The sequence below is a fragment of the Paraburkholderia sp. BR14374 genome (genome assembly GCF_040948685.1).
GTDB lineage: Bacteria > Pseudomonadota > Gammaproteobacteria > Burkholderiales > Burkholderiaceae > Paraburkholderia > Paraburkholderia youngii.
In genome coordinates, this window is the sequence record NZ_JBFPKF010000010.1 from 79,109 (window position 1) to 100,792 (window position 21,684).

The 21,684-nt window shown below is 65.5% G+C and carries 20 protein-coding genes; 15 read left to right on the forward strand and 5 right to left on the reverse strand.

The genetic code is table 11. The features are described from left to right. Positions 1-14: 14 nt before the first annotated feature. On the reverse strand, positions 15-938 hold the full coding sequence (locus AB3X86_RS22915) for a 2-hydroxyacid dehydrogenase (RefSeq protein ID WP_368597778.1): 924 nt from the start codon (positions 936-938) through the stop codon (positions 15-17). Positions 939-944: 6 nt separating this feature from the next. Continuing rightward, positions 945-1,826: a GNAT family N-acetyltransferase gene (locus tag AB3X86_RS22920; protein ID WP_368597779.1), complete on the reverse strand. Its 882-nt coding sequence runs from the start codon at positions 1,824-1,826 to the stop codon at positions 945-947. A 290-nt stretch (positions 1,827-2,116) separates the two neighbouring features. Here AB3X86_RS22920 and AB3X86_RS22925 point away from each other — a divergent pair, with 290 nt between their 5' ends. The 11 genes from AB3X86_RS22925 (at position 2,117) to AB3X86_RS22975 (ending at position 12,521) form a co-directional block, all read left to right on the forward strand. Beyond that, complete coding sequence (locus tag AB3X86_RS22925; protein ID WP_018435678.1) at positions 2,117-2,731, forward strand: cupin domain-containing protein; 615 nt, start codon at positions 2,117-2,119, stop codon at positions 2,729-2,731. Positions 2,732-3,190: 459 nt separating this feature from the next. Continuing rightward, entirely contained in the window at positions 3,191-4,684 is a 1,494-nt protein-coding gene (locus AB3X86_RS22930; RefSeq protein WP_368597780.1) for an aldehyde dehydrogenase, read from the forward strand. A gap of 106 nt (positions 4,685-4,790) precedes the next feature. After that, positions 4,791-5,459, forward strand: a complete 669-nt coding sequence (locus AB3X86_RS22935; protein ID WP_368597781.1) for a haloacid dehalogenase type II — start codon at positions 4,791-4,793, stop codon at positions 5,457-5,459. A gap of 79 nt (positions 5,460-5,538) precedes the next feature. Beyond that, positions 5,539-6,816, forward strand: coding sequence for an NAD(P)/FAD-dependent oxidoreductase (locus tag AB3X86_RS22940; protein WP_368597782.1), 1,278 nt, complete (start codon positions 5,539-5,541; stop codon positions 6,814-6,816). Positions 6,817-6,893: 77 nt separating this feature from the next. Continuing rightward, on the forward strand, positions 6,894-7,706 hold the full coding sequence (locus tag AB3X86_RS22945; protein ID WP_176366235.1) for an ABC transporter substrate-binding protein: 813 nt from the start codon (positions 6,894-6,896) through the stop codon (positions 7,704-7,706). A 115-nt stretch (positions 7,707-7,821) separates the two neighbouring features. Further along, the gene (locus AB3X86_RS22950) at positions 7,822-8,478 is read left to right on the forward strand and encodes an amino acid ABC transporter permease (protein WP_129958560.1); all 657 of its coding nucleotides are present in this window, start codon (positions 7,822-7,824) and stop codon (positions 8,476-8,478) included. Positions 8,479-8,496: 18 nt separating this feature from the next. Then, positions 8,497-9,273 (forward strand): amino acid ABC transporter ATP-binding protein, encoded by a 777-nt coding sequence (locus AB3X86_RS22955; protein ID WP_368597783.1) that lies wholly within the window; start codon positions 8,497-8,499, stop codon positions 9,271-9,273. Next, positions 9,270-9,581 carry a (2Fe-2S)-binding protein gene (locus tag AB3X86_RS22960; protein WP_176381850.1) on the forward strand — a complete coding sequence of 104 codons (312 nt, stop codon included), beginning with the start codon at positions 9,270-9,272 and terminating at the stop codon, positions 9,579-9,581. The genes AB3X86_RS22955 and AB3X86_RS22960 overlap by 4 nt, the downstream gene beginning before the upstream one ends. Then, entirely contained in the window at positions 9,560-10,936 is a 1,377-nt protein-coding gene (locus AB3X86_RS22965; protein ID WP_368597784.1) for an FAD-dependent oxidoreductase, read from the forward strand. The genes AB3X86_RS22960 and AB3X86_RS22965 overlap by 22 nt, the downstream gene beginning before the upstream one ends. Next, on the forward strand, positions 10,933-12,105 hold the full coding sequence (locus tag AB3X86_RS22970) for an NAD(P)/FAD-dependent oxidoreductase (protein WP_368597785.1): 1,173 nt from the start codon (positions 10,933-10,935) through the stop codon (positions 12,103-12,105). The genes AB3X86_RS22965 and AB3X86_RS22970 overlap by 4 nt, the downstream gene beginning before the upstream one ends. An 11-nt stretch (positions 12,106-12,116) precedes the next feature. Continuing rightward, positions 12,117-12,521 carry a helix-turn-helix domain-containing protein gene (locus tag AB3X86_RS22975; RefSeq protein WP_368597786.1) on the forward strand — a complete coding sequence of 135 codons (405 nt, stop codon included), beginning with the start codon at positions 12,117-12,119 and terminating at the stop codon, positions 12,519-12,521. A gap of 35 nt (positions 12,522-12,556) precedes the next feature. Here the strand turns inward: AB3X86_RS22975 and AB3X86_RS22980 are convergent, their stop codons facing one another. The 3 genes from AB3X86_RS22980 to AB3X86_RS22990 all read right to left on the reverse strand — a co-directional run bounded on the left by AB3X86_RS22980 (position 12,557) and on the right by AB3X86_RS22990 (position 15,634). Next, complete coding sequence (locus AB3X86_RS22980; RefSeq protein WP_176110758.1) at positions 12,557-13,060, reverse strand: Lrp/AsnC family transcriptional regulator; 504 nt, start codon at positions 13,058-13,060, stop codon at positions 12,557-12,559. 88 nt (positions 13,061-13,148) lie between these two features. Beyond that, positions 13,149-14,549, reverse strand: a complete 1,401-nt coding sequence (locus AB3X86_RS22985) for an aspartate aminotransferase family protein (protein WP_368597787.1) — start codon at positions 14,547-14,549, stop codon at positions 13,149-13,151. A 194-nt stretch (positions 14,550-14,743) separates the two neighbouring features. Then, complete coding sequence (locus tag AB3X86_RS22990; RefSeq protein ID WP_368597788.1) at positions 14,744-15,634, reverse strand: GNAT family N-acetyltransferase; 891 nt, start codon at positions 15,632-15,634, stop codon at positions 14,744-14,746. Positions 15,635-16,129: 495 nt separating this feature from the next. Here AB3X86_RS22990 and AB3X86_RS22995 point away from each other — a divergent pair, with 495 nt between their 5' ends. From AB3X86_RS22995 to AB3X86_RS23010, 4 genes are all read left to right on the forward strand, one after another. Then, a complete protein-coding gene (locus tag AB3X86_RS22995; RefSeq protein ID WP_368597789.1) occupies positions 16,130-17,710 on the forward strand; it encodes an ABC transporter substrate-binding protein in 1,581 nt (526 codons plus the stop codon). A 75-nt stretch (positions 17,711-17,785) separates the two neighbouring features. Then, entirely contained in the window at positions 17,786-18,739 is a 954-nt protein-coding gene (locus AB3X86_RS23000) for an ABC transporter permease (protein WP_176110762.1), read from the forward strand. Continuing rightward, positions 18,736-19,728 (forward strand): ABC transporter permease, encoded by a 993-nt coding sequence (locus AB3X86_RS23005; RefSeq protein WP_368597790.1) that lies wholly within the window; start codon positions 18,736-18,738, stop codon positions 19,726-19,728. Before AB3X86_RS23000 ends, AB3X86_RS23005 begins: the two co-directional genes overlap by 4 nt. Beyond that, the gene (locus AB3X86_RS23010; RefSeq protein WP_368597791.1) at positions 19,728-21,677 is read left to right on the forward strand and encodes an ABC transporter ATP-binding protein; all 1,950 of its coding nucleotides are present in this window, start codon (positions 19,728-19,730) and stop codon (positions 21,675-21,677) included. The genes AB3X86_RS23005 and AB3X86_RS23010 overlap by 1 nt, the downstream gene beginning before the upstream one ends. Positions 21,678-21,684 lie beyond the last annotated feature (7 nt).

Sequence of the window (21,684 nt, forward strand, 5' to 3'; positions counted from 1 at the left end):
GCCGTGCATCGGTATCAGTAGCCGCGAGTCCGGTCGATCAGGCCGTTCATGCGCTCACCGGCGCGATGCAGACGCAGATTTTCCAGCACGGCATCGACAGCCGATTCCGGCCGCGTCGCGCTCGCGATATGCGGCGTGATGCGCACGCGCGGCTGGGTCCACAGCGGATGGTCCGCGGGGAGCGGCTCGGGGTCGGTGACGTCGAGCACCGCGCTATGAATCTGCCCGCTTTGCAGCGCGTCGAGCAGATCGCCGCTGACGAGTTGCGCTCCGCGCCCAACGTGCACCAGCGACGCGCCTCGTGGCAGCCTGTCGAACACCCGGCGGCACAGCAGCCAGCGCGTCGCGTCCGTCAGCGGCAGCAGGCAGATCAGCACGTCGGTGCGGGCCAGCATCGCATCGAGCCCGGCCTCGCCCGCATAGCAGGCGACACCTTCGATGTCGTGCTGCGAGCGGCTCCAGCCCGCGCAGGCAAAGCCGAACAGCCGCAAACGCTCGAGTACCGCGGTGCCGAGCATGCCGAGGCCGAGCACACCGATGCGGCGCGACGCGGCGGCGCAGAGCGGCAACGGCTGCCAGGCGCGCGCCTGCTGTTGCAACGCGTAATCGAACAGATCGCGGTGAATCGCCAGCACCGCCTCGGTCACATACTCGACCATGCCTTCGACGATGCCCGGTTCGAGCATGCGCACCACCGGCAGATGCGCTGGAATCTGCGACAGGTCCAACTGATCGACGCCTGCGCCGACCGAGAACACGACTTCGAGATTCGGCAGCGTGAGCGCGAGGTCGCCCGGCTGCCACGCGACCAAGTAGCGCACGGCCGCGCGATCACCGAGGTCCGGCCAGACGCGGAACTGGATCTCGGGCGCGGCCTGCGCGAAGCGCTCGGCCCATAACGCGCCACGCACCGGATCGGCCTTGTAGAGGACCGTCATCGCCGTTTATGCCATCGCCTGATTGATGATGCCGTACGCGCGCCAGGTCGCGTCGGGGGCCGCCTCGCGCGCGTCGGCAGAAGCGTTGCGCACCATCTTTTCGACCGAATCGACGCGCGTCAGGCCGAGGCTCGTCAGCCAGTCGTTGATGCCGGCGTCACCCGGCACGTCGATCCGCACGAAATCGCCGGCATGCTGCGCGAGCCAGTACGAGATCAGTGAGCGGGCGCGCAGATCGTCGGCGGGGCGTTGCGCGACGACCGGCCCGATCGAGTAGCCGCGTCCGAACGGGCGGAACAGCGAGAAGCCGAGCACTTCGCCGTCGCGTTCGAGCACCACGGCTTGCGAGAATTCGAGCAGCGACGGGATCGTCGCGCTGCGCTCGAGGCCGGTCGCACGCGACGCGATTTCGATCAGCCGGGGCGTGTCCGCGTGCGTCGCCGCGCGCAGATGCTCGCCGGGCGGCGGCGCGACGGCGGCCACGCTGGCAGGCGTTCCCTGATGCTGGGTGAGTGCGCCGCAGGCGACGAAGCCCAGCTTTTCGTAAAGCGGCTTGCCGGCGACCGTTGCATGCAGGAAGGTCACGCGGTTGCCGAGTTCTTCGAGCACCAGTTCCATCAGCTTGCGGCCGATGCCGCGTCCCTGTTCGTCCGGCGACACGATCACGAGGCCCAGCGTGCCCCGGTCGGCGCCGAATTTCCAGCACAGCGCGGTGCCGATCACCGTGCCGTTGTCTTCGGCGACGAAGCCGCATCCGGCGTCGTACATGAAGCGCCAGTCCTCGGCGCGGTGCGGCCAACGCACCGCAACTGAGAGGCGATGCGCGGCCGCGATGTCATCGGAGGTGAAACGGCGGTAGCCTGGCGATTTCTTCACTATTTTGGACACTGCAAACTCCTGCTGGCGGCGTGGTCAGCCTAGACTTTCGCATTCCCAGCGCCCGCTTCATAGGACGATCTTTTTGTTATTGGGGCGCGCGCGTGGTCGGGCTCGATTCGCGTCGGCCAGTCACGCGCAACGCAAGCGCGCAGGTATTTTGTCGTTCACTCCGATGGTGCTATATTCAATATAATGATGGAAATTGCACGACCGTTCGGTGTGGTGAAGCGGCTGAAGCCACTTCGCATGCCACGGCGCGTGTCCGGCACAACAACCGCAACGTCATCGACAGGAAACCCATGCAGCGAACACAGATCAGCAGGAAGCGCGAGGCCGACCCGGGTCACGGCGACGTCGGCACGCGTCTGCGCGCGCTGCGCGTCGCGCAGGGGCTGTCGATCAACGAGCTGGCGATGCGCGCGGGCGTATCGGTAGGCACGGTCAGCCAGGTCGAGCGCAACAAGGCCAATCCGTCGGTGCGGATTCTCGAACGCCTGCGCCAGGCGTTGGAGGTTCCGCTGACCGCGCTGCTCGAAGAAGACGACGCGGTCTCGGACCCGGTCACCGGCGATTTCGTGCGCAAGGCGGCCGAGCGGCCGCTGTTCGAAGTCGGCACGAACGGCATGCAGAAAGAATTGTTGTCGCCGCACGGCGATCACGATTTGCAGATGATGATCATCATGCTGCCGGCCGGTTCCGGTTCGGAGGAAGTGCTGGTCGGCATCGGCGAGAAGGCGGGGCTGGTGCTGGAAGGCACTGTCGTGCTGAACGTCGGCGACCGGCGCTCCGAACTGCGCGCGGGTGACAGCTTCCAGTTCAAGAGCACGGTGCCGCACAGTGTGCGCAACGAAAGCAAGAAGACCGCGCGTTTGCTATGGATCATGAATACGCAGCCGCCCGTCATTCATCTTTGATCCGTCCGTAGTTCGAGCCGCGTGCCGTGTGGCGCGCGGCTCTGTCCTTCCTCTGTTTCCTCCGATCGTTCCGATGCGTCGCGTCCGGTTCACCTGGACCTCGGCTGACGTCGACGCCTTTCGTTCCCTGTTGTCCTTTTCGGTTTTGCGTTGCACGAACGGGTGGACGTGACGCATGGCCTTGCTCGCCCGCCGCGCTCGCGCCGGTCTGTCGCTCGTGTGCGCCGGTGCCGCGGCGCCTTCTGCGCGGCAGGCAACCTATCGCAGCGCACAACGAACTTTTCACAAAGTTTATTTTTGACCACTAGTATTTCATTTGATGTTCATTAAAATGAACCTCATCCGATGTTCGTTCATTCGGTGGTCGCGATGGCGAACAGCAGTGCCGGGTGGTGCCGGATTCATCAGTGCGTTGACGCACGCCGCACCACACACTTGAACCTACTGATCAGGCCAGGCATGTCCACTCCGTCACTCGATTTCGATCCTTCAGCCGTTCCGTTGCCGCAGGGGCATTTCATTGGCGGTGCGTACTATTCGGCGGACGAGGCGCAGATCGCCGTTCACCGGCCCTCGGATGGCGCTCTGCTCGGCCATGTGCCGGATGCGTCGGACGCGACCGTCGATTACGCAGTGAGCAATGCGCTTGCTGCATGGAAGACGAGCGGCTGGGGCACGCGTTCTCCGCGTGAACGCGCGAAGGTGCTGAGCCGCTGGGCCGAGCTGATCGATCGCGATGCGGTGAGCCTCGCCCAACTCGAGACGGTCAGCTCGACGCGCCCGGTGGCGGAAAGCTACGCGTCCGACGTGCCGTTCACCGCCGAGGCGATCCGCTTTTTCGCGGAGCTCGCCGACAAGCTCGGTGGCGATATCGCGGCGACGCGCCGCGACAGTCTCGGCTTCATTGCATCGGAGCCGTACGGCGTGATCGGTGCGATCACGCCATGGAATTTCCCGCTGTCGATGTGTTCATGGAAGTGCGGCCCCGCGCTCGCGGCGGGCAACGCGGTCGTGATGAAACCGTCGGAAATGACGCCTTATTCGACCCTGCGAATTGCGGAACTCGCGATCGAAGCCGGCATGCCGCCCGGCATCTTCAACGTAGTGAACGGCCGGGGCGCGACGGCGGGCGCCGCGCTGACGCGTCACCCGGGCATCTCGAAGATGAGCTTCACGGGTTCGACCCGCACGGGCGCCGCGATCATGAGCGACGCCGCGATGCACGGCACCAAGCCCGTCACGCTGGAACTCGGCGGCAAGAGTCCGCAACTCGTGTTCGAGCACGTGCGGGATCTCGAACATACGGCGCGCTGCGTCGCCCGCGGCTTTACGGCCAACGGCGGCCAGGCCTGCGTGGCCGGTACGCGGCTGATCGCGCACGAGCGCATCGCCGAGCCGCTGATCGCCGCGATTGAACGGCAACTGCAGCCGATCAAGCCTGGTCCGCTGTGGGACAGCCGCACCGCTTATTCGCCGATCATCAGCGCTGCCCAGGCGCGGCGCATCGAAGCGCTGGTCGAGCAGAGCCGCGAGGGCGGCGCGGAAGTGATCTTTGGCGGCGGCTTTTTCGAAGGCACCGCAGAAGGCTATTTCCACCGCCCCACACTGATCGCCAATGTGACTGCGGAGACACCCGCCGTGCGCGAGGAGCTGTTCGGCCCGGTGCTGACGGTACAGACATTCAAAGACGAGGAAGAGGGCATCGCGCTCGCCGCGCATCCGATCTACGGTCTCGCGGCGGGTGTCCATAGCAGCGACATCGGCCAGGCGCTGCGGGCGATGCGCCGCATCGCGGCGGGCACGATCTGGATCAACCGCTACGGCCGCAGCGGCGACATGATCATTCCGACCGGCGGCTTCGGCCAATCCGGTATCGGCAAGGATCTCGGCCGCGAGGCAATGGTGGCCAGCATGCGGCACAAGAGTGTGCTGATCGATTTCGAAACGTTGTGAACAATCGCGCTACACCGGCTTTACGCAAGCAGCAACCGCATTGATTCAACCCGCAACTGAACCCCGAGCCTGCGAACAGGTTCGCCACGACGACAGGATGTTGACCATGATCGATTTCGAACCGAAGTACATCACTTTCGACTGCTATGGCACGCTGACCAACTTCCAGATGGGCCAGACCGCGCGGCAGCTTTACGGCGACAAGCTGGACAAGGCGAAGATGGACGAGTTCGTCGAATTCTTCCGTGGCTACCGCCTCGACGAAGTATTGGGCGCATGGAAACCCTACCGCGACGTGGTCGTGAACTCGGTGCGCCGCACCTGCGAACGCACCGGCGTGCCGTTCGACGAAGCGACCGCGCAGAAAATCTACGAAGCCGTGCCGACTTGGGGCCCGCACGCGGACGTGCCCGAAGGGCTGTCGCGACTGGCCCAAAAGTACAAGCTGGTGATCCTTTCGAACGCGTCGAACGACCAGATCCACAGCAACGTCGACAAGCTCGGTGCGCCGTTCCACAAGGTCTACACCGCGCAGCAGGCGCAGGCGTACAAGCCGCTGCAGAAAGCCTTCGAGTACATGTTCTCGCAACTGGACTGCAATCCCGAAGACGTGCTGCACGTGTCGTCGAGCTTCCGCTATGACCTGATGACCGCGTACGACATGGGCATCAAGCACAAGGCGTTCGTCAACCGTGGCCACGAGCCGCTGAACCCGTACTACGGCGTCAACGAAGTGTCGGGCATTCCGCAACTGGCGTCGCTGCTCGGTCTCTGATCCACTGCTTCGGCCCTTTGGCGACATCGCTTCCCGTGCGCCAGTGAGCGGCGCACCCAACCGACAGGAATGCATCACGATGAAGCTCGACTCCTACTGGCTCGACACCGCGCCACGGTTTACCGGAGGCGCCCAGAGTCCACTGCCGCAGCGGGTGGACGTGGCCGTGGTCGGCGGCGGCTTCACCGGACTGTCGGCGGCGTTGGAACTCGCCAAACGCGGCAAGTCGGTGATCGTGTTCGAGGCGGGCCGGCTCGCGGCGCAGGCATCGGGCCGTAACGGCGGCCATTGCAATACGGGCGTCGCGCAGGACTACGCCGCGTTGTCCGCGCGCATCGGCAGCGAGCGCGCGGCGGAGTTCTACCGCACGTATGCGGGCGCCGTCGAGACGGTGAAATCGATCATTGCGGAAGAGAGAATCGACTGCGATTTGCGCCACTCCGGGAAGATCAAGCTCGCGGCGAAGCCGCAGCATTTCGCGTCGCTCGCGAAGTCCTGCGAGGTGTTGCGGCGCGAAGTCGATCCCGATGTCGAACTGGTGCCGCCCGAGCAGATTCACAAGGAGATCGCGTCGGACAGCTTTTTCGGCGGGCTCGTGCAGCGCAACGGCATGCAGATGCACATGGGCAAATTCGGCGTGGGTCTTGGCACGGCGGCGGCACGCCGCGGCGCGCAGATCTACGAGAACGCGCCGGTGACGGACCTGAAGCCGCTCGGCGGCAACGCGTTCGACGTGCAGTGTCCGCTCGGCACGGTTCGCGCCGGGCGCGTGCTGATCGCCACGGGCGCGTCGCAGGTCGGTCCGCTGCAATGGTTCCGGCGCCGCATCGCACCGGTCGGCAGCTTCATCGTCGCGACCGAGCCGCTCGGCAAGGACCGCCTCGATGCGTTGTTGCCGACGCGCCGCTCGTATGTGACGACGCTGAACATCGGCAACTATTTTCGGGCCACGCCCGACGAGCGTTTGCTGTTCGGCGGCCGCGCGCGCTTTGCGATGTCGAACCCGCGTTCGGACGAAAAGAGCGGGCGGATTCTGCGTGACGGGCTCGCCCGCTATTTCCCGCAACTGGCCGATGTGCGCATCGATTACTGCTGGGGCGGCCTCGTCGATATGACGGCCGACCGCCTGCCGCGCGCGGGGCAGCATGAAGGACTGTTTTATTCAATGGGCTACAGCGGCCACGGTGTGCAGATGTCCGTGCACATGGGTCGACTGATGGCCGACGTGATGTTCGGCGCCGCCGCGCGCAATCCGTGGCGAACGCTCGAATGGCCCGCGATTCCAGGACACTTCGGACGCGCGTGGTTTCTGCCGCTGGTCGGCGCGTATTACAGGTTGCAGGATGTACTGCATTGAACGGATCGACTGATCGCGACTGTCAGATGCCAGGGCAGCGCGCAGATTGAAAATCAATATTCCCAAAGGAAATCCCCATGTTGCGTTTCATGTTCCAGCCTGCTTCCGCCGTCCGTTTCAACACCGTGCAGCGCTTTGCCGCTGGCGCGGGCCTCGCGATGACGATGATGTTCGGCGCCGCCCACGCCGCCCACGCGGCCGAAGGGGCGACGCTGACCGCAGGCTCGCCGCCGTCGAGCGCGCCGACTACGTTCATGAACGTGAAGACCCAGAAGATCGAAGGTCTGATGCCGGACGTCGTGAAGGAGATCGGCAAGCGCGAGGGCTTTAGCGTGTCGTACGACGCGGTGCCGTTCTCGGCGCTGATCCAGTCGGTGGTATCGGGCAAGATCGACATCATCGTGGCCGGCATGACGCCGACGCCGAAGCGCGCCGAAGTGGTCGATTTCTCGCAGCCGGTTACGGCGTTCGGCGAAGGCATCATCGTGAAGGACTCGAACAAGGCCGTCTATCGCTCGGTGCAGGACATGAAGGGCATGACGGTTGGTGCGCCGACCGGCACCGACTATGGCGATCAGTTGAAGAAGCTCGGGATCTTTACCGAAGTGAAGATGTACGACAGCCCAGCCGACATGACGCGTGACGTCGCGCTTGGCCGCATCGTCGCGGGCTTCAACGACTATCCGATCCTGAAGGCCCAGGAGGCGGCGGGCGCGATGGCGGGAACGCGGGTGGAAGATGCCTATGTGCCGATGGAAAAGTTCGACATCGCGATCGCGGTGAAGAAGGGTAACAGCGCGCTGATGGCGAAGATCAACGACGCGCTGACGAAGATGAAGGCCGACGGCACGCTCGACACGATCCTGAAGAAGTGGCACCTCACGAGCTGATTCGCTTCTCGTGACAAGAGGCGGGCCCGCCACGACGCGGGAACCGCCCTGCGATGTTCGCCGCCCAGCGGAGCGGCGGACTGAAACGAATGCAAACAGCAATGGAAGGCACGACATGCGCTGGCAAGACATAGCCGACTTTGTACCGATTCTGCTGCAAGGCGCGATGATGAGCATCATCATCACGCTGGGTTGTCTGCTGTTGAGCACCGTGCTCGGCCTGACCTGGGCGCTGTTGAAGATGTCGCGCTATCCGCACGTGGTACGCGGTGTGAGCGCGATGATCAACGTCGTGCGCGGTCTGCCGATGATCGTGCTGCTGTTCTACATCTACTTCGTGCTGCCGGATATCCACATCCAGGTGTCGGCGTTGCAGGCCAGCATCATCGGGCTCGGTTTCGGTTACTCGACTTACGTCGCCGAAATCTTCCGCGCGGGTATCGAGGCGGTCGATCCGGGCCAGTACGAAGCCGCGCAGTCGATCGGCATGGGCCGCGTGAAGACGATGGTACGGGTGATCCTGCCGCAGGCGATCAAGGTCGCGCTGCCACCGTACAGCAACACGCTCGTGATGATGCTGAAGGACTCATCGCTTGCATCGACGATCACGGTCGCGGAAATGACTCGCGAAGGCCAGTTGATCGCGTCGTCGACGTTCCAGAATCTGACGGTGTACACACTCGTCGCGCTCGGCTACCTGGCGATGAGCCTGCCGCTGATGAGCATGACCCGCAATCTGGAACGACGATTCGGTCGGCACAGGGCCAGGTGAGTGCGAAGCGAGGATGCGATGATCGAAATCACGAATGTGCACAAGAGTTTTGGCTCCGTACCTGTTCTCAAGGGCATTTCGCTCAACGTGAACCAGGGCGAAGTGGTCTGCCTGATCGGTGCGTCGGGCTCGGGAAAATCAACCCTGCTGCGCTGCATTAACGCGCTGGAGTCTTACGACGAAGGCGAAATCCGCCTGCTCGGCGAGCGCGTCGAGCAGCGCGCGCGCAACATCAACCAGTTGCGCACCCAGGTCGGCATGGTGTTTCAGCGCTTCAATCTGTTTCCGCACCGCACCGCGCTCGAGAACGTGATGGAAGGGCCCGTGCACGTCAAACGCCTTGCGCGTGCGCAAGCGCAACGCGAAGCGTCCGAACTGCTCGACAAGGTCGGGCTCGGCCACAAGCTGCACGCCTACCCTCATCAGCTTTCGGGGGGGCAGCAGCAACGGGTGGCGATTGCCCGCTCGCTCGCGATGAAGCCGAAGGCGATCCTGTTCGACGAGCCGACCTCGGCGCTCGATCCGGAACTGGTCGGCGAAGTACTGGGCGTGATGCGCACCCTTGCGCGCGAAGGCATGACGATGCTGGTCGTCACGCATGAAATGGGCTTTGCGCGTGAAGTGGCAGACCGGGTGTGCTTTCTGCACGCGGGACTCATCATCGAGGAGGGCACCGCGCAGCAGGTGCTGGGTTCGCCGCGCGAGGCGCGTACCCGCGAATTCCTGCGCCACGTGCTGGGCAATCGCAGCGACGCTCCCGTGTCGCCGGACGGCATGGCCGGAGCCGCGGCATGAACGGCAGATTCGTACGCTTGGGCGAGACGGCTCGCGCCAAAGTCGAGCTGACGATCGACGGTGACACCGTCGAAGCGCTGGCCGGCGACACGTTGCTCACCGCGATGCTGTGCTCGGTGCGGCATGTGCGGCAGTCCGAATTCGGCGCTGAAAAGCGCGCCGGCTTTTGCCTGATGGGCGCGTGCCAGGATTGCTGGGTATGGACCGCCGACGGCGAGAGGCTGCGCGCCTGCACCACCGTGGTCGAAGCAGGCATGCGCGTCGTCACGACGCAACCGGAGGGCCAATGGGCGAACCTCGCATCGTAATCGTCGGCGCCGGGCCCGCGGGCGTGCGCTGCGCGCAAACACTGCTGGCAGCCGGCATCCGCCCGATCGTCGTCGATGAAGGACGGCGCGATGGCGGGCAGATCTACCGGCGCCAGCCCGACGGCTTCACGCGGCCGTACGCGAAGCTGTACGGCACCGAAGCCGCGCGCGCGGAGGACCTGCATCGCAGCTTCGAGCGACTGCGCCCGCAGATCGATTACCGTCCTCAGACGCTCGCGTGGAACGTCGCGCAAGGCAAGCTGCATATCGTGCATGAAGGACACGCGAGCGCGCTGGGCTACGACGCGCTGATCCTGTGCCCCGGCGCGACCGACCGGCTGATGCCGGTCAAAGGCTGGCAGTTCGCCGGGACCTACAGCCTCGGCGCCGCGCAGATCGCGCTGAAGTCGCAGGCCTGCGCGATTGGCCGCCAGGTCGTATTCATCGGGACCGGCCCACTGCTGTATCTGGTCGCGAACCAGTATGTGCAGGCGGGCGCCAAGGTAGCGGCAGTACTCGACACGTCGACTACCGGTGCGCGGCTGCGTGCGCTGCCCAAATTGCTGGCGCGCGTCGACGTCCTGCGCAAGGGCCGCGCGCTCGTGGCGGCGCTGAAGCGCTCGGGCGTACGGGTCGAAAACGGCATCGAGCCGCTCGAAATTCTCGGCACGCCGGACGACGGCGTGCTTGGCCTACGCTTTCGCGATGCGCGCGGCAAGGTCGCGCAGATCGATTGCGACGCGGTGGGTCTCGGCTATCACCTGCGCCCGGAAACTCAGCTGGCCGACCTCGCGCGCTGCGCGTTCCGTTTCGATGCGCCGACGCGGCAATGGGTGCCGCAAATCGATGAACTCGGCCGCGCTACCGAAAAGGGCGTCTATATCGCCGGTGACGGTGCGCGCGTGCTCGGCGCGGATGGCGCGGAGATCGCCGGACGGCTCGCGGCCTACGCTGCGTTGAGCGATCTCGGGCGTGCGGTGCCGGCCGCGACGCTCGCCACGTTGACGCGCGAACAGCGCAAAATGGAGCGCTTCCGGCTCGGTCTCGCTGAAGCGTTTGCGTGGCCTGCCGGGCAGGCGGCCCGGCTGTCGGACGATACGATCGTTTGCCGGTGCGAAGGCATCACCGCGGGCGAACTGCGCCGCGTGGTGCGCGACGAAGGCGCGCAGGAAGCGAACCGCGCCAAAGCGTTCAGCCGCGTCGGCATGGGGCGCTGCCAGGGGCGCTACTGCGGCCATGCGGGCGCCGAGGTGATCGCGGCGGCCGCGCACGTGCCGCTCGAGCAGGTTGGCAGGCTTCGCGGGCAGGCACCCGTGAAGCCGCTGGCCATTGCAACCGTGGAGGATACCGAATGAACCGCGCACAAGCCGATGTGCTGATCGTGGGCGGCGGGTTCATGGGTGCTTCCGCCGCATTTTTTCTGAGGCAACGGGGCCGCTCGGTGATCCTGCTCGAGCGCCAGCTCGTCGGTCAGCAGGCGAGCGGTACCAACTTCGGCAACGTGCGCCGGCAAGGGCGCTTTCTGCCGCAACTGCCGCTTGCGAACCGTTCGCGCGAAATCTGGGGGCGTCTGCCCGAACTGATCCAGCACGACGCCGAGTTTTTGATGTCCGGCCATGTGCGCGTCTGTTATCGCGAAGAGCAGGCCGACCAGTTCGAAACCTATGCGAAGGAGGCCGCGCACTACGGTCTCAAGCTCGATCTGCTGCGCGGCGACGCGCTGCGCGCACGGTTTCCGTTTCTCGGTGCCGAGGTGCTGGCGGGCTCGTACTCGCAAATGGACGGGCACGCGAATCCGCGGCTCGCGGCGCCCGCGTTTGCTCGCGCGGCGGCGCGGCTCGGCGCGCAGATCGTCGAAAACTGCGATGTCGTGACAGTGGAAAAAGAGGGCGCCGAGTTTCGCGCGACGAGCGCCGACGGCCGTACCTTCCATGCCCCGGTGCTGCTGATCACCGCGGGCGCGTGGGGCAATCTGCTCTCGGAGCAGTTCGGCGAGGCGGTGCCGATCGCCGTCAACGGCCCGCAAATGGCTGTGACCGAACCCGTGCCGTATGCGATCCAGCCGGTGGTCGGCGTGTCGTCGCCGCAGATCGAGGAGGTCGTGTACTTCCGCCAGGTCGCGCGCGGCAATATCGTGATCGGCGGCTGCGCGCGTGCGCCGGCGTATCTCGACGAACGCCGTGCGAAGGTCCTGCCGCAAAACACGTTGCTGCAGTTCAGGCAATTGCAGCGCGTCGCGCCGATGCTGCGCAGGCTGAACATCATCCGGGTATGGAGCGGCGTCGAAGGCTATATGCCCGACGACCGGCCGATCATGGGCGCGAGCGGCACGACGAGCGGCCTGTTCTATGCGTTCGGTTTTTGCGGCCATGGCTTCCAGTTGGGTCCGGGAGTCGGCGACACGATGGCCGAACTGATCGACACGGGCGCGACCAGCACGCCGCTCGAGCCGTTCGACATCCGCCGCTTCGCGGCCAGCCGGGGTGCTTCGCCGGCGGCTCCTGTCACTTCGCGCGTTGCGTGAGCGGAGCGTCGATGCTTAGCCCGAGCCGAACCTCGTCGTCATCATCCGCGCCCGATCTCGCGGGCGCGAACCGTCATGCGCGACGTGTGCCGGATCTAGTGAGCCGCGCCGTCGAGCGCGCGGTCAACTTCATCGATGCATGTTTCGCCGAGCCGATCAGCCTATCCGACCTGGCCGCCGTCGCGGAGCTGAGCATTTCGAGGTTTGCAGTGCGCTTCAGCGCGGAGATTGGCGTGTCGCCGCAGCAATACGTGAGGCTGGTGCGGGTACGGCATGCGCAACGCCTGCTGCGGCGAGGCATGCCGCCGTCGATCGTGGCGGCCGAGGTGGGCTTCTTCGATCAAAGCCATCTATGCCGGCATTTCAAGCGCGTGCTTGGCATAACGCCGGGTGAGTGGCTGAGCACCAACGGCTGATTGCGACCTGAAGGCTCACCGGGCCCGCGACCGCTTCATTGATGCCGTTGCGAGAACAGTGTTTCCAGCGGGTATTCGGATTTCACGAATGGCGTCTTGATGATCACGTAGCTGAAATACTTCTCGATGCCGATGTCGCGCTCCAACAGTCCTTCGATCACACTCTGATAGTGATTGACGCTGCGCGTGACGAACTTCAGCAGATAATCGTATCCGCCGCTCGCCAGATGGCATTCGATGATCTCCTCCACGGGGCGGATCGCCGCCTCGAACTTGGCGAAGTCCTCGCGGCGATGGTCGGCAAGTGTGACCTCGGTGAACACGATCTGCACGTCGCCGAGTTTCTGCAGTTGGATGTGCGCGCCGTAGCCGACGATATAGCCGGCCTTTTCGAGCCGTTTCACGCGGATCAGACAGGGGCTCGGCGAGAGCCCCACGGCGTCAGCAAGCTCGACGTTCGTGATGCGGCCTTTTTTCTGCAGTTGCGAAAGAATACGCAGGTCGATCCGGTCCAGCTTCGTGTCGCCGCTTGTCGTCATGTATCGGTCTGCCCGTCGAAGGTTCTGCTTTTCGCTGCATGGCGCAACGCCTGAGTCAAGCGACGCGCAGGCCGATGTTATCACGCGCTCAGGCGGCTGCGCGGCTTGCGCCGCGCAACGCGGCACGCACCTCCGCATGGTCGAGCACTTCATCCAGCGTGCGCCGCAAACGGCCGAACAGCTGGTCGAATTCCGCCTCGCCGAAGCAAAGCGCGGGCGCGAAACCGAGGATGCTGTCGCCGAACGCGCGGAACACGAGCCGGTTGCGGTAGGCCGCTTCGGCGATCCGGTCCGGCAGCTTCAGCGACGCATCGAAGCGTGCGCGCGAATCCTTGTCGGCGACGAGTTCGAGCGCGCCGAGCAGTCCTCGATGACGCGAGTCGCCGACCAACGGATGATCGAGCAGCGCGTCGAGTCCGGCGGCAAAACGCGGCGCCTGCGCAATACCGTTAGCGAGCAGACCACCCTCCTGATAGAGACGCAGCACTTCGAGGCCGATCGCGGCGCTGACCGGATGCGCGGAGTAGGTCTGGCCGTGACCGACCACCGCGGTATCGCGCGCATCGCCCGCGATGCCCTGGTAGATTTCGTCGGACATCAGCACCGCGCCCATCGGCGCATAGCCCGAGGTCAACCCCTTCGCCACCGTCATCAGATCCGGCTCGACCTGTTCCGCCTCGCATGCGAACAGCGGACCGGTACGACCGAAGCCCGTGATGACTTCGTCGGCGACGAACAGGATGTCGAGACGGCGGCACGCGTCGCGCATCGCCTTCAACCAGCCGACCGGCGGCACGATCACGCCGCCCGACCCCTGGATCGGCTCGCAGAAGAACGCGGCGACGTTCTCCGCGCCGAGTGAGGCCACCTTCGCTTCGAGCGCGGCGACCGACGCGGCGATCAGCGCCTGCGCGTTGTCGCCTTGCGGCTGACGGTATGCATAGGGCGACGCCAGGTGGTGCTGCTGCGGCAGCGGCAGATCGAAGTTGCGGTGAAACGCGGGCAGCGCGGTGAGCCCCGCGCCGACGCTCGACGATCCGTGATAGCCGCGCTCGAGCGCGATCATCTGCTTTTTCGCCGGACGCCCCGTCGCGTTGAAGTAATGCGTGATGAAGCGTACCGCCGAGTCGATCGCATCGGAGCCGCCGAGCGTGAAGTAGACGTGCTGCAGCGAAGCGGGGGAGAGCGCAACCAGCCTTTCGGCCAGTTCGATGGCAGGTTCCGACGAGAAGTGGAAGTAGGTGGTCGCGTAGGGGAGCTTCGTCATCTGCCGCGTCGCCGCTTCGACGATGCTCTGCTGGCCGTAGCCGACGTTCACGCACCACAGGCCCGCGAACGCGTCGAGCAGTTCGTTGCCGTCGATGTCGCGCAGATACGCGCCGTGTCCGGATTCGAGTACGGTGGTGCCCCGCGCTTCGTGCGCGCGGTAGTTGATGACCGGGTGAATCAGATGCTTGCGGTCGGCGTCGATGAGCGATGTTCTTGACATGGTGGTATTTCCCCGCGGGTTGCGATCAGGTGAGCGTCACCTTGATAGTAGCGAGAGCCGCATGCGAGCCGTTCCGCCAAAAAAAGGCTCAAAGAGCGCAGGCGCAGCGTTTTCTACCCCACAGACAGCATTTTCTGCCGCGCGTGCTTAATAGCGGCGCGAACGGGAGTTCAGCCCGAGCGTTCGTGGCCGCGTCAGGTCAACGACTGCGCGATCACCGCGTACTGATGCAGCGAGCCGTCGGCGCGCGTCGGCTCGGAACGGGTTTGCGCGGATGCGATCCGCCGCATCCTGACGACCGTCTCCGTGGGTGCGAGGCCGAGGCCGGTTAGCCACGTTCGCAGGCCTTGCCCGTGCGGCACGTCGATGCGCACCAGCGCGCCTTCGTTCAGGGCGAGCCAATGACGGATCAGCGCTTTGGCATGCACGGCGTCCGGGCTCGCGCCGGCGACCACGGGGCCGATCAGGAAACCGCGTCCGAAGCGGCGGAACAACGAGAAGCCGAGGAGTTCGCCGTCGCGATCGAGCGCGATACCGTCGGCCAGATCGAGCAGCGGTGGCAGCACGCGGCTGCGGTCGAGACCGCTCGCGCGCGATGCGAGCTCGACGAGTTGCACGGCGTCGCTCGCGCCGAGCGGGCGCAGCCGCTCGTTGGCGGCCAGCGCGACGAGCGGCGGGCGGAACGCCGCGCCCTGCATCTGGTCGAGTGCGCCGCAGGCCTCGAAGCCGAGCGCGTCGCACATGGGCTGGGCAGCGTCGGTCGCATAGAGCGTGATGTCGCGCTTGCCGATCTCGTCGAGCGCGTAAGCGAGCAGCGTGCGGCCGATACCCAGGCCGCGATGCTGCGGCGCGACGAGCAGCATCCCGAGCGTCGCCTGATCGGCGCCGAACTTCCAGCACACCACGGTGCCGACCAATGTGCCTGCCGTCTCGGCGACGAATCCGATTCCCGTGTGCGCGGAGAATCCCCAGTCTTCACGGCGATGCGGCCAGCCGATCGCGGCGGACAGGCGTTGTGCGGCGGGCAGGTCGTTGGCGCTCAGGCGTCGGTAGGTGAAAGGTGCGTGCGTGGTTGAATCGGGCACCGGGTGCTCCGTGATTTGTCGGCCGTGCCGCGACTGTTGCACGTTGCTCGCGCGTTGACTAGTACGAACTTCTCATCGTCGTGCGTGCCGCGCCCGGCGAGGCGCCGCTGCGCCCGTGCCGGGCATGCCACGCGAAATGTGTGGTTCCGTCGTGCAGATTGCGTGCGGTGTGCTGAAGTGGCCAATTTTGTCGGTGCAATCCGCGGTGCGCTCGCCGCTACGATGATGTGCATGCACCGACGCCTCGCTTCGAAGATCGCACACGGCGCCGGGCTCGCGCGTCAGGGTCAATGCCAGGGGCGGCAAATCATGCTGTTTGGACCACTCAAAACCATGTTTTCGAATGGTCGAATCCAGCGATACGCGATCAAAGCCATTTTTGGCAGTGCTTAAATCGATTCATGCAGTGCCGCCGCGCCGCGACCAGCACGCGGAGCGCCGTCGAACACCAATGCTGGATATCCCGCGTTCAATCACCAGTGAGGAGCAGTTCGCATGTACGACGACGAAATCAAAACGGGCGGTTTCAGCCGCCGCGACATGATGCGTTTGCTGGCTGCCGGCGGCATGCTCGCCACCGGCGCGGGAGGCTTGCTGGCGGGCGCTCGCCCCGCGCTTGCGGCGACCGCGCCGAAGAAAGGCGGCAAGATCCGGGTCGCCTACGACTCATCGTCGACCGCGGATACGCTCGACCCGGCCAAGGGATCGGCAGGCGCCGACTACATCCGCTTCTTCATGTTTTACAGCGGCCTGACGCAACTCGACAGTTCGCTGACGCCGCGGATGAATCTCGCCGAAGCGGTGGACACGAGCGATGCGAAGGTGTGGGTGATCAAGCTGCGCAAGAGCGCGACCTTCCACGATGGCAAGCCGCTTGCGCCCGCCGATGTCGTCTACTCGCTGATGCGTCATAAGAATCCGGCCACTGCTTCGAAGGTGAAGACGCTGGCCGATCAGTTCGTGGAAGCGAAGCAGACCGGCCCCAACGAGGTCACACTGACGCTCGCGTCGCCCAACGCGGACTTGCCGGTGATTCTCGCCACGCCGCAATTCGTGATCATCAAGGACGGCACGACGGACTTCACGACGGCCGTCGGTACCGGCCCGTACAAGGTGAAGACGTTCAAGCCCGGCGTCTCGACAGTCGGCGTGCGCAATGACAACTTCTGGAAGACGGGCGGCGGCCCCTACCTCGACCAGATCGAGCTGATCGGTATCGGCGACGACGCGGCGCGCATCAATGCGCTGCTGTCCGGCGATGTCCACCTGATCAACGCGGTCGATCCGCGCTCGACGCAGCGCATTGCCGCGACGCCGGGCTATGAGGTGCGCGAGACCAAGTCGGGTCTCTATACCGATCTGATCATGCGACGCGACAATCCGCTGACCGGCAACCCCGATTTCGTACAGGGCATGAAGTATCTGTTCGATCGTGACCAGGTCCGCACGGCGGTGTTTCGCGGCTATGCGGTGGTCGGCAACGATCAGCCGATTCCGCCCAGCCACCGTTACTTCAATGCGTCGCTGCCGCAGCGGCCGCACGATCCGGACAAGGCGAAGTTCTACTTCCAGAAAGCCGGAGCGATCGGGACGGCGTTGCCGCCGATCTATGCGACGACCGACGCAAACGGCTCGATCGAAATGGGCGTGCTGCTGCAGCAGTCCGCCGCGAAGATCGGCGTGAATCTGAACATCAACCGCGTGCCGGCCGACGGTTACTGGTCGAACCACTGGATGAAGCATCCGCTCGGGTTCGGCAGCGTCAATCCCCGCTCGAGCGCCGACGTGCTGTTCACGCAGTTCTTCAAGTCGGACGCGCCGTGGAACGAGTCGGGCTGGAACAACCCGAAGTTCGACCAGCTGCTGGTCGCCGCGCGCTCGGAAACCGACGATGCGAAGCGCAAGCAGATGTACGGCGACATGCAGGTGCTGGTAGCGGAGCAGGGCAGCATCGGCATTCCGACCTTCCTGAGCCTGCTCGATGCGAACGATAAGCGCCTGCAAGGGCTTCAACCCATACCTACCGGCGCGATGATGGGCTTCAACTTCGCCGAGTACGTGTGGTGGAACGCGTAATACGCGCAAGCGCGCGCACGCGCCGGGCGTCGCCCCGGCGCGTGCCCCAAAGCCTCAACCGAGGAGGTCATGCCTATGAACGGGAATATCGCCCAGTTGATCGGCCGGCGCATCGCCGTCACCGCGCTGACGCTGGTGATCGTCTCGATCATCATCTTCGTGATCACCAATCTGTTGCCCGGCGATGCCGCGCAGGCCGCACTCGGCCAGTCGGCGACGGCCGAAACGGTCGCGGCGCTGCGCCAGCAGTTCGGTCTCGACCAGCCGGCTTACCTGCGGTACTTCCATTGGCTCGTCGGTCTGCTGCACGCGAACTTCGGCGTGTCGCTATCGAATAATCTGCCGGTCTCCGAGCTGATCGAAGGGCGCTTGCCGAAGTCGCTGACCCTCGCGGCGATCACCACCGCGGTGTCGGTGCCGATCGCGGTGTCGGCGGGCATCCTGGCGGCGGTCAAGCGCGACTCGCTGATCGACCGCATCGTGAGCCTCGGTACGCTGTCGCTGGTCGCCACGCCCGAGTTCCTGATCGCGACGCTCGCGGTGCTGGTGCTGGCCGTCAAGCTGCACTGGCTGTCCGCGCTGTCGTACAGCGGCGACATTGAGAGCCTGCACGACTTTCTGCGCGCGTATGCAATGCCGGTCGTAACCCTCTGCGCAGTCGTGATTGCGCAGATGGCCCGCATGACCCGCGCCGCGGTGATCGAGCAGCTCAGTTCGTCGTATGTGGAAATGGCGATGCTGAAGGGCGCGAGTCCCGCGCGCGTGGTACTGCGCCACGCACTGCCGAATGCGATCGGCCCGATTGCCAACGCGATCGCGCTGAGCCTGTCTTATCTGCTGGGCGGCGTGATCGTCGTCGAGACCATCTTCAACTATCCGGGCCTCGCGAGCCTGATGGTCGACGCGGTGAGCAACCGCGACTTCCCGCTCGTGCAGGCCTGCACGCTGCTGTTCTGCCTCGGCTATCTGATGCTCGTGCTGCTAGCCGACCTGTGCGCCATCATCTCGAACCCGAGGCTGCGGACATGACGACTCTTCGACCTTCTTCCGATTCGTCTCACCCACTCGGCGCGCTCGAGCCGGTGCAGCGCAGCAGCATGCTGCCGCAGGGCGCGGAGCCACCACAGTCCTGGCGGGGCGGCGGCGCTCCGGCGCCGCGGCCGGTGCGCCGTCGCAGCGTCGCGCAGCGCATGAATCTGTCGACCGGCGGCTGGATCGGTCTCGCGATGGTGAGTTGCGCGCTGTTCGTCGCGGCGTTCGCGCCGTGGATCGCGCCGCACGCGGTGGGCGCGATCATCACGCCCGACGTCTTCGCTGGCTTCAGCGCGAAGCTGCCGCTCGGCTCCGACTACCTGGGCCGCGACATGCTGACCCGCATCATCTACGGCATGCGGCTGACGGTGGTGCTGGCGCTCGCCGCGGCGCTGCTCGCGGCGCTCACCGGGACGATGCTGGGCTTGCTCGCGGCCGTCGCCGGCCGCCATATCGACGAAACCATGAGCCGGCTGCTCGATGCGGTCACCTCGATTCCGTCGAAGATGTTCGCGCTGATGATCGTCGCCGCGTTCGGCTCGTCGCTGCCGTTGCTGATCGCGACAGCGGCCATCAGCTACATGCCGGGCTCGTACCGGATCGCCCGCTCGCTCGCGGTCAATATCGGCACGCTCGAATATGTGCAGGTCGCCCGGGCGCGCGGAGAAAGCGCGCTTTACATCGCGTGCTTCGAGATGCTGCCGAACATGATCCACCCGATGCTTGCCGACACCGGGCTGCGTTTCACGTTCGTCGTGCTGCTGCTGAGCAGCCTGAGCTTTCTCGGCCTGGGCGTGCAGCCGCCGTATGCCGATCTCGGTTCGCTGGTGCGCGAGAACATCGCCGGTCTCGGTGAAGGCGTGCCCGTGGTGATCCTGCCCGCGATCGCAATCGCGGTGCTGACGGTCGGCGTGAACCTGCTGATCGACGGACTGCCGCATCGTGGGCGCCGCAAGAGCATGCCCGATGCCGATGGAGGCCATTGATGAAGGGACACCTGTTCAGACGTGCTCACGCGGACTTTACGGCCGCCACGCAGACCGCGTCGTCACCGTCGTCCAATCTGGTCGAAGTGCGGGGCCTGCGCGTGGTGGGAAGCCGCCCCGGCGAGCCTGATACGACGATCGTGCACGACATCGACTTCGAGATTGCGCGCGGCGAGGTGCTCGCCTTGATCGGCGAATCGGGCTCGGGCAAGACCACGATCGCGCTGTCGCTGATGGGCCATGCTCGCAGCGGCTGCCGCATCGCGGGCGGCTCGATCCGGGTCGGCGACACCGACGTGCTCGGACTCTCGCCGAAACAGCTCGAGGGATTGCGGGGCCGCAAGGTTGCCTATATCGCGCAAAGCGCGGCGGCCGCGTTCAACCCGGCGCGCTCGATCATGGACCAGGTGATCGAAAGCGCGCTGATTCACGGCACGCTCAGCAAGCGCGCCGCGCAGGCAAAAGCGGTCGAACTGTTCCGCGCGCTCGCGCTGCCGGACCCGCAGAAGATCGGCCAGCGTTACCCGCACCAGGTGTCGGGCGGCCAGTTGCAGCGGCTGATGGCGGCGATGGCGCTAATCACCGACCCCGCCCTCGTGATCCTCGACGAGCCGACCACGGCGCTCGACGTCACGACGCAGATCGACGTGCTGCAAGCGTTTCGCGGCGTGATCCGGCAATGCGGAATGACCGCCGTCTATGTGTCGCACGATCTGGCGGTGGTCGCGCAGATGGCCGATCGGATCGTCGTGCTCAGCAACGGTGAGGTTCGCGAAACGGGCCGCACCGAGCAGATTCTGCATGCGCCGGCCCATCCTTATACGCAGAGCCTGATTGCCGCGGTGACGCCCGTTGCACCCGCTGCTGCCGCGCCGGACGCGTCGCAACGCAACGCGGCGCCGCTGCTCGAACTGCGCGGGCTGACGGCCGGCTACGGCGGCACCGACGCGCACGGCTGGCCGCACAAGCTCATTCTGCGCGACGTCGACCTCGCAATCGGCCGTGGCCAGACGGTGGGCGTGATCGGCGAGTCGGGTTCGGGCAAGACGACGCTCGCGAAGGTGATCGCGGGGCTCGTGCCGATGGCGCGCGGCAAGCTGCTGCTCGATGGTGAGCCGCTTGCCGCCAACCTGAACCGTCGCAGCCGCGAACAGTTTCGCTGTATCCAGATCGTGTTCCAGAACGCCGACACCGCGCTCAACCCGACGCATACCGTCGAGCGCACGCTGGCGCGCCCGTTGAAGTTCTATCACGGCATGAAGGGCGAGGCCGCGCGGCGCCGCGTCGCCGAACTGCTTGGCCTGGTTCGCCTGCCAGCCGAACTGGCGCAGCGTCGCACCGGGGAGTTGTCGGGCGGGCAAAAACAGCGCGTGAATCTCGCGCGGGCGCTGGCCGCCGAACCCAAGCTGATCCTTTGCGACGAAGTCACCTCCGCGCTCGATACGGTGGTCGGCGCAGCCATTCTCGAACTGCTGCGCGATCTGCAGAAAAAGCTCGGCGTGTCGTATCTGTTCATCACGCACGACATCGCCAAGGTGCGCGCGATCAGCGACGACATCGTCGTGCTGTACGCGGGGCACCGCGTTGAGGCGGGTAACCGCGACGCGTTGTCGGCGCCGCCGTACCACCCGTATTCGCATCTGCTGGTGTCGTCCGCGCCGGAGCTTCGCGCCGGCTGGCTCGAAGAAGCGGGCGAGCGCTGTCATCAGACGCTGCCGCCGATCGGCGAGCCGGCCGATGAGCCGCAGCTATGCACGTTTCTCGCGCGCTGCCCCCTGCGCATCGATGGGGTCTGCAACCGCACGCCGCCGGCCGCGCGCACGCTCGCGAGCGGCGCTCAGGTGCTGTGCCATCGCAGCGAAGCGGAACTGGAGCAATACCAGAACGGACCGCCGGACGGCGCTACCGCGGCTGGTGGGCTCGCGCAGTCTGTCACGCTGCGCGTCTGATGGAAAC

Excerpts from the sequence above, each read along its gene's own strand:
- AB3X86_RS22975 (WP_368597786.1), top strand. The coding sequence starts at position 12,117 with ATGCTTAGCCCGAGCCGAACCTCGTCGTCATCATCCGCGCCCGATCTC.
- AB3X86_RS22970 (WP_368597785.1), top strand. The coding sequence starts at position 10,933 with ATGAACCGCGCACAAGCCGATGTGCTGATCGTGGGCGGCGGGTTCATG.
- AB3X86_RS23010 (WP_368597791.1), top strand. The coding sequence starts at position 19,728 with ATGAAGGGACACCTGTTCAGACGTGCTCACGCGGACTTTACGGCCGCC.
- AB3X86_RS22945 (WP_176366235.1), top strand. The coding sequence starts at position 6,894 with ATGTTGCGTTTCATGTTCCAGCCTGCTTCCGCCGTCCGTTTCAACACC.
- AB3X86_RS23000 (WP_176110762.1), top strand. The coding sequence starts at position 17,786 with ATGAACGGGAATATCGCCCAGTTGATCGGCCGGCGCATCGCCGTCACC.
- AB3X86_RS22935 (WP_368597781.1), top strand. The coding sequence starts at position 4,791 with ATGATCGATTTCGAACCGAAGTACATCACTTTCGACTGCTATGGCACG.
- AB3X86_RS22930 (WP_368597780.1), top strand. The coding sequence starts at position 3,191 with ATGTCCACTCCGTCACTCGATTTCGATCCTTCAGCCGTTCCGTTGCCG.
- AB3X86_RS22965 (WP_368597784.1), top strand. The coding sequence starts at position 9,560 with ATGGGCGAACCTCGCATCGTAATCGTCGGCGCCGGGCCCGCGGGCGTG.
- AB3X86_RS22985 (WP_368597787.1), bottom strand. The coding sequence starts at position 14,549 with ATGTCAAGAACATCGCTCATCGACGCCGACCGCAAGCATCTGATTCAC.
- AB3X86_RS22950 (WP_129958560.1), top strand. The coding sequence starts at position 7,822 with ATGCGCTGGCAAGACATAGCCGACTTTGTACCGATTCTGCTGCAAGGC.
- AB3X86_RS22955 (WP_368597783.1), top strand. The coding sequence starts at position 8,497 with ATGATCGAAATCACGAATGTGCACAAGAGTTTTGGCTCCGTACCTGTT.
- AB3X86_RS22980 (WP_176110758.1), bottom strand. The coding sequence starts at position 13,060 with ATGACGACAAGCGGCGACACGAAGCTGGACCGGATCGACCTGCGTATT.
- AB3X86_RS23005 (WP_368597790.1), top strand. The coding sequence starts at position 18,736 with ATGACGACTCTTCGACCTTCTTCCGATTCGTCTCACCCACTCGGCGCG.
- AB3X86_RS22960 (WP_176381850.1), top strand. The coding sequence starts at position 9,270 with ATGAACGGCAGATTCGTACGCTTGGGCGAGACGGCTCGCGCCAAAGTC.
- AB3X86_RS22995 (WP_368597789.1), top strand. The coding sequence starts at position 16,130 with ATGTACGACGACGAAATCAAAACGGGCGGTTTCAGCCGCCGCGACATG.
- AB3X86_RS22925 (WP_018435678.1), top strand. The coding sequence starts at position 2,117 with ATGCAGCGAACACAGATCAGCAGGAAGCGCGAGGCCGACCCGGGTCAC.
- AB3X86_RS22915 (WP_368597778.1), bottom strand. The coding sequence starts at position 938 with ATGACGGTCCTCTACAAGGCCGATCCGGTGCGTGGCGCGTTATGGGCC.
- AB3X86_RS22940 (WP_368597782.1), top strand. The coding sequence starts at position 5,539 with ATGAAGCTCGACTCCTACTGGCTCGACACCGCGCCACGGTTTACCGGA.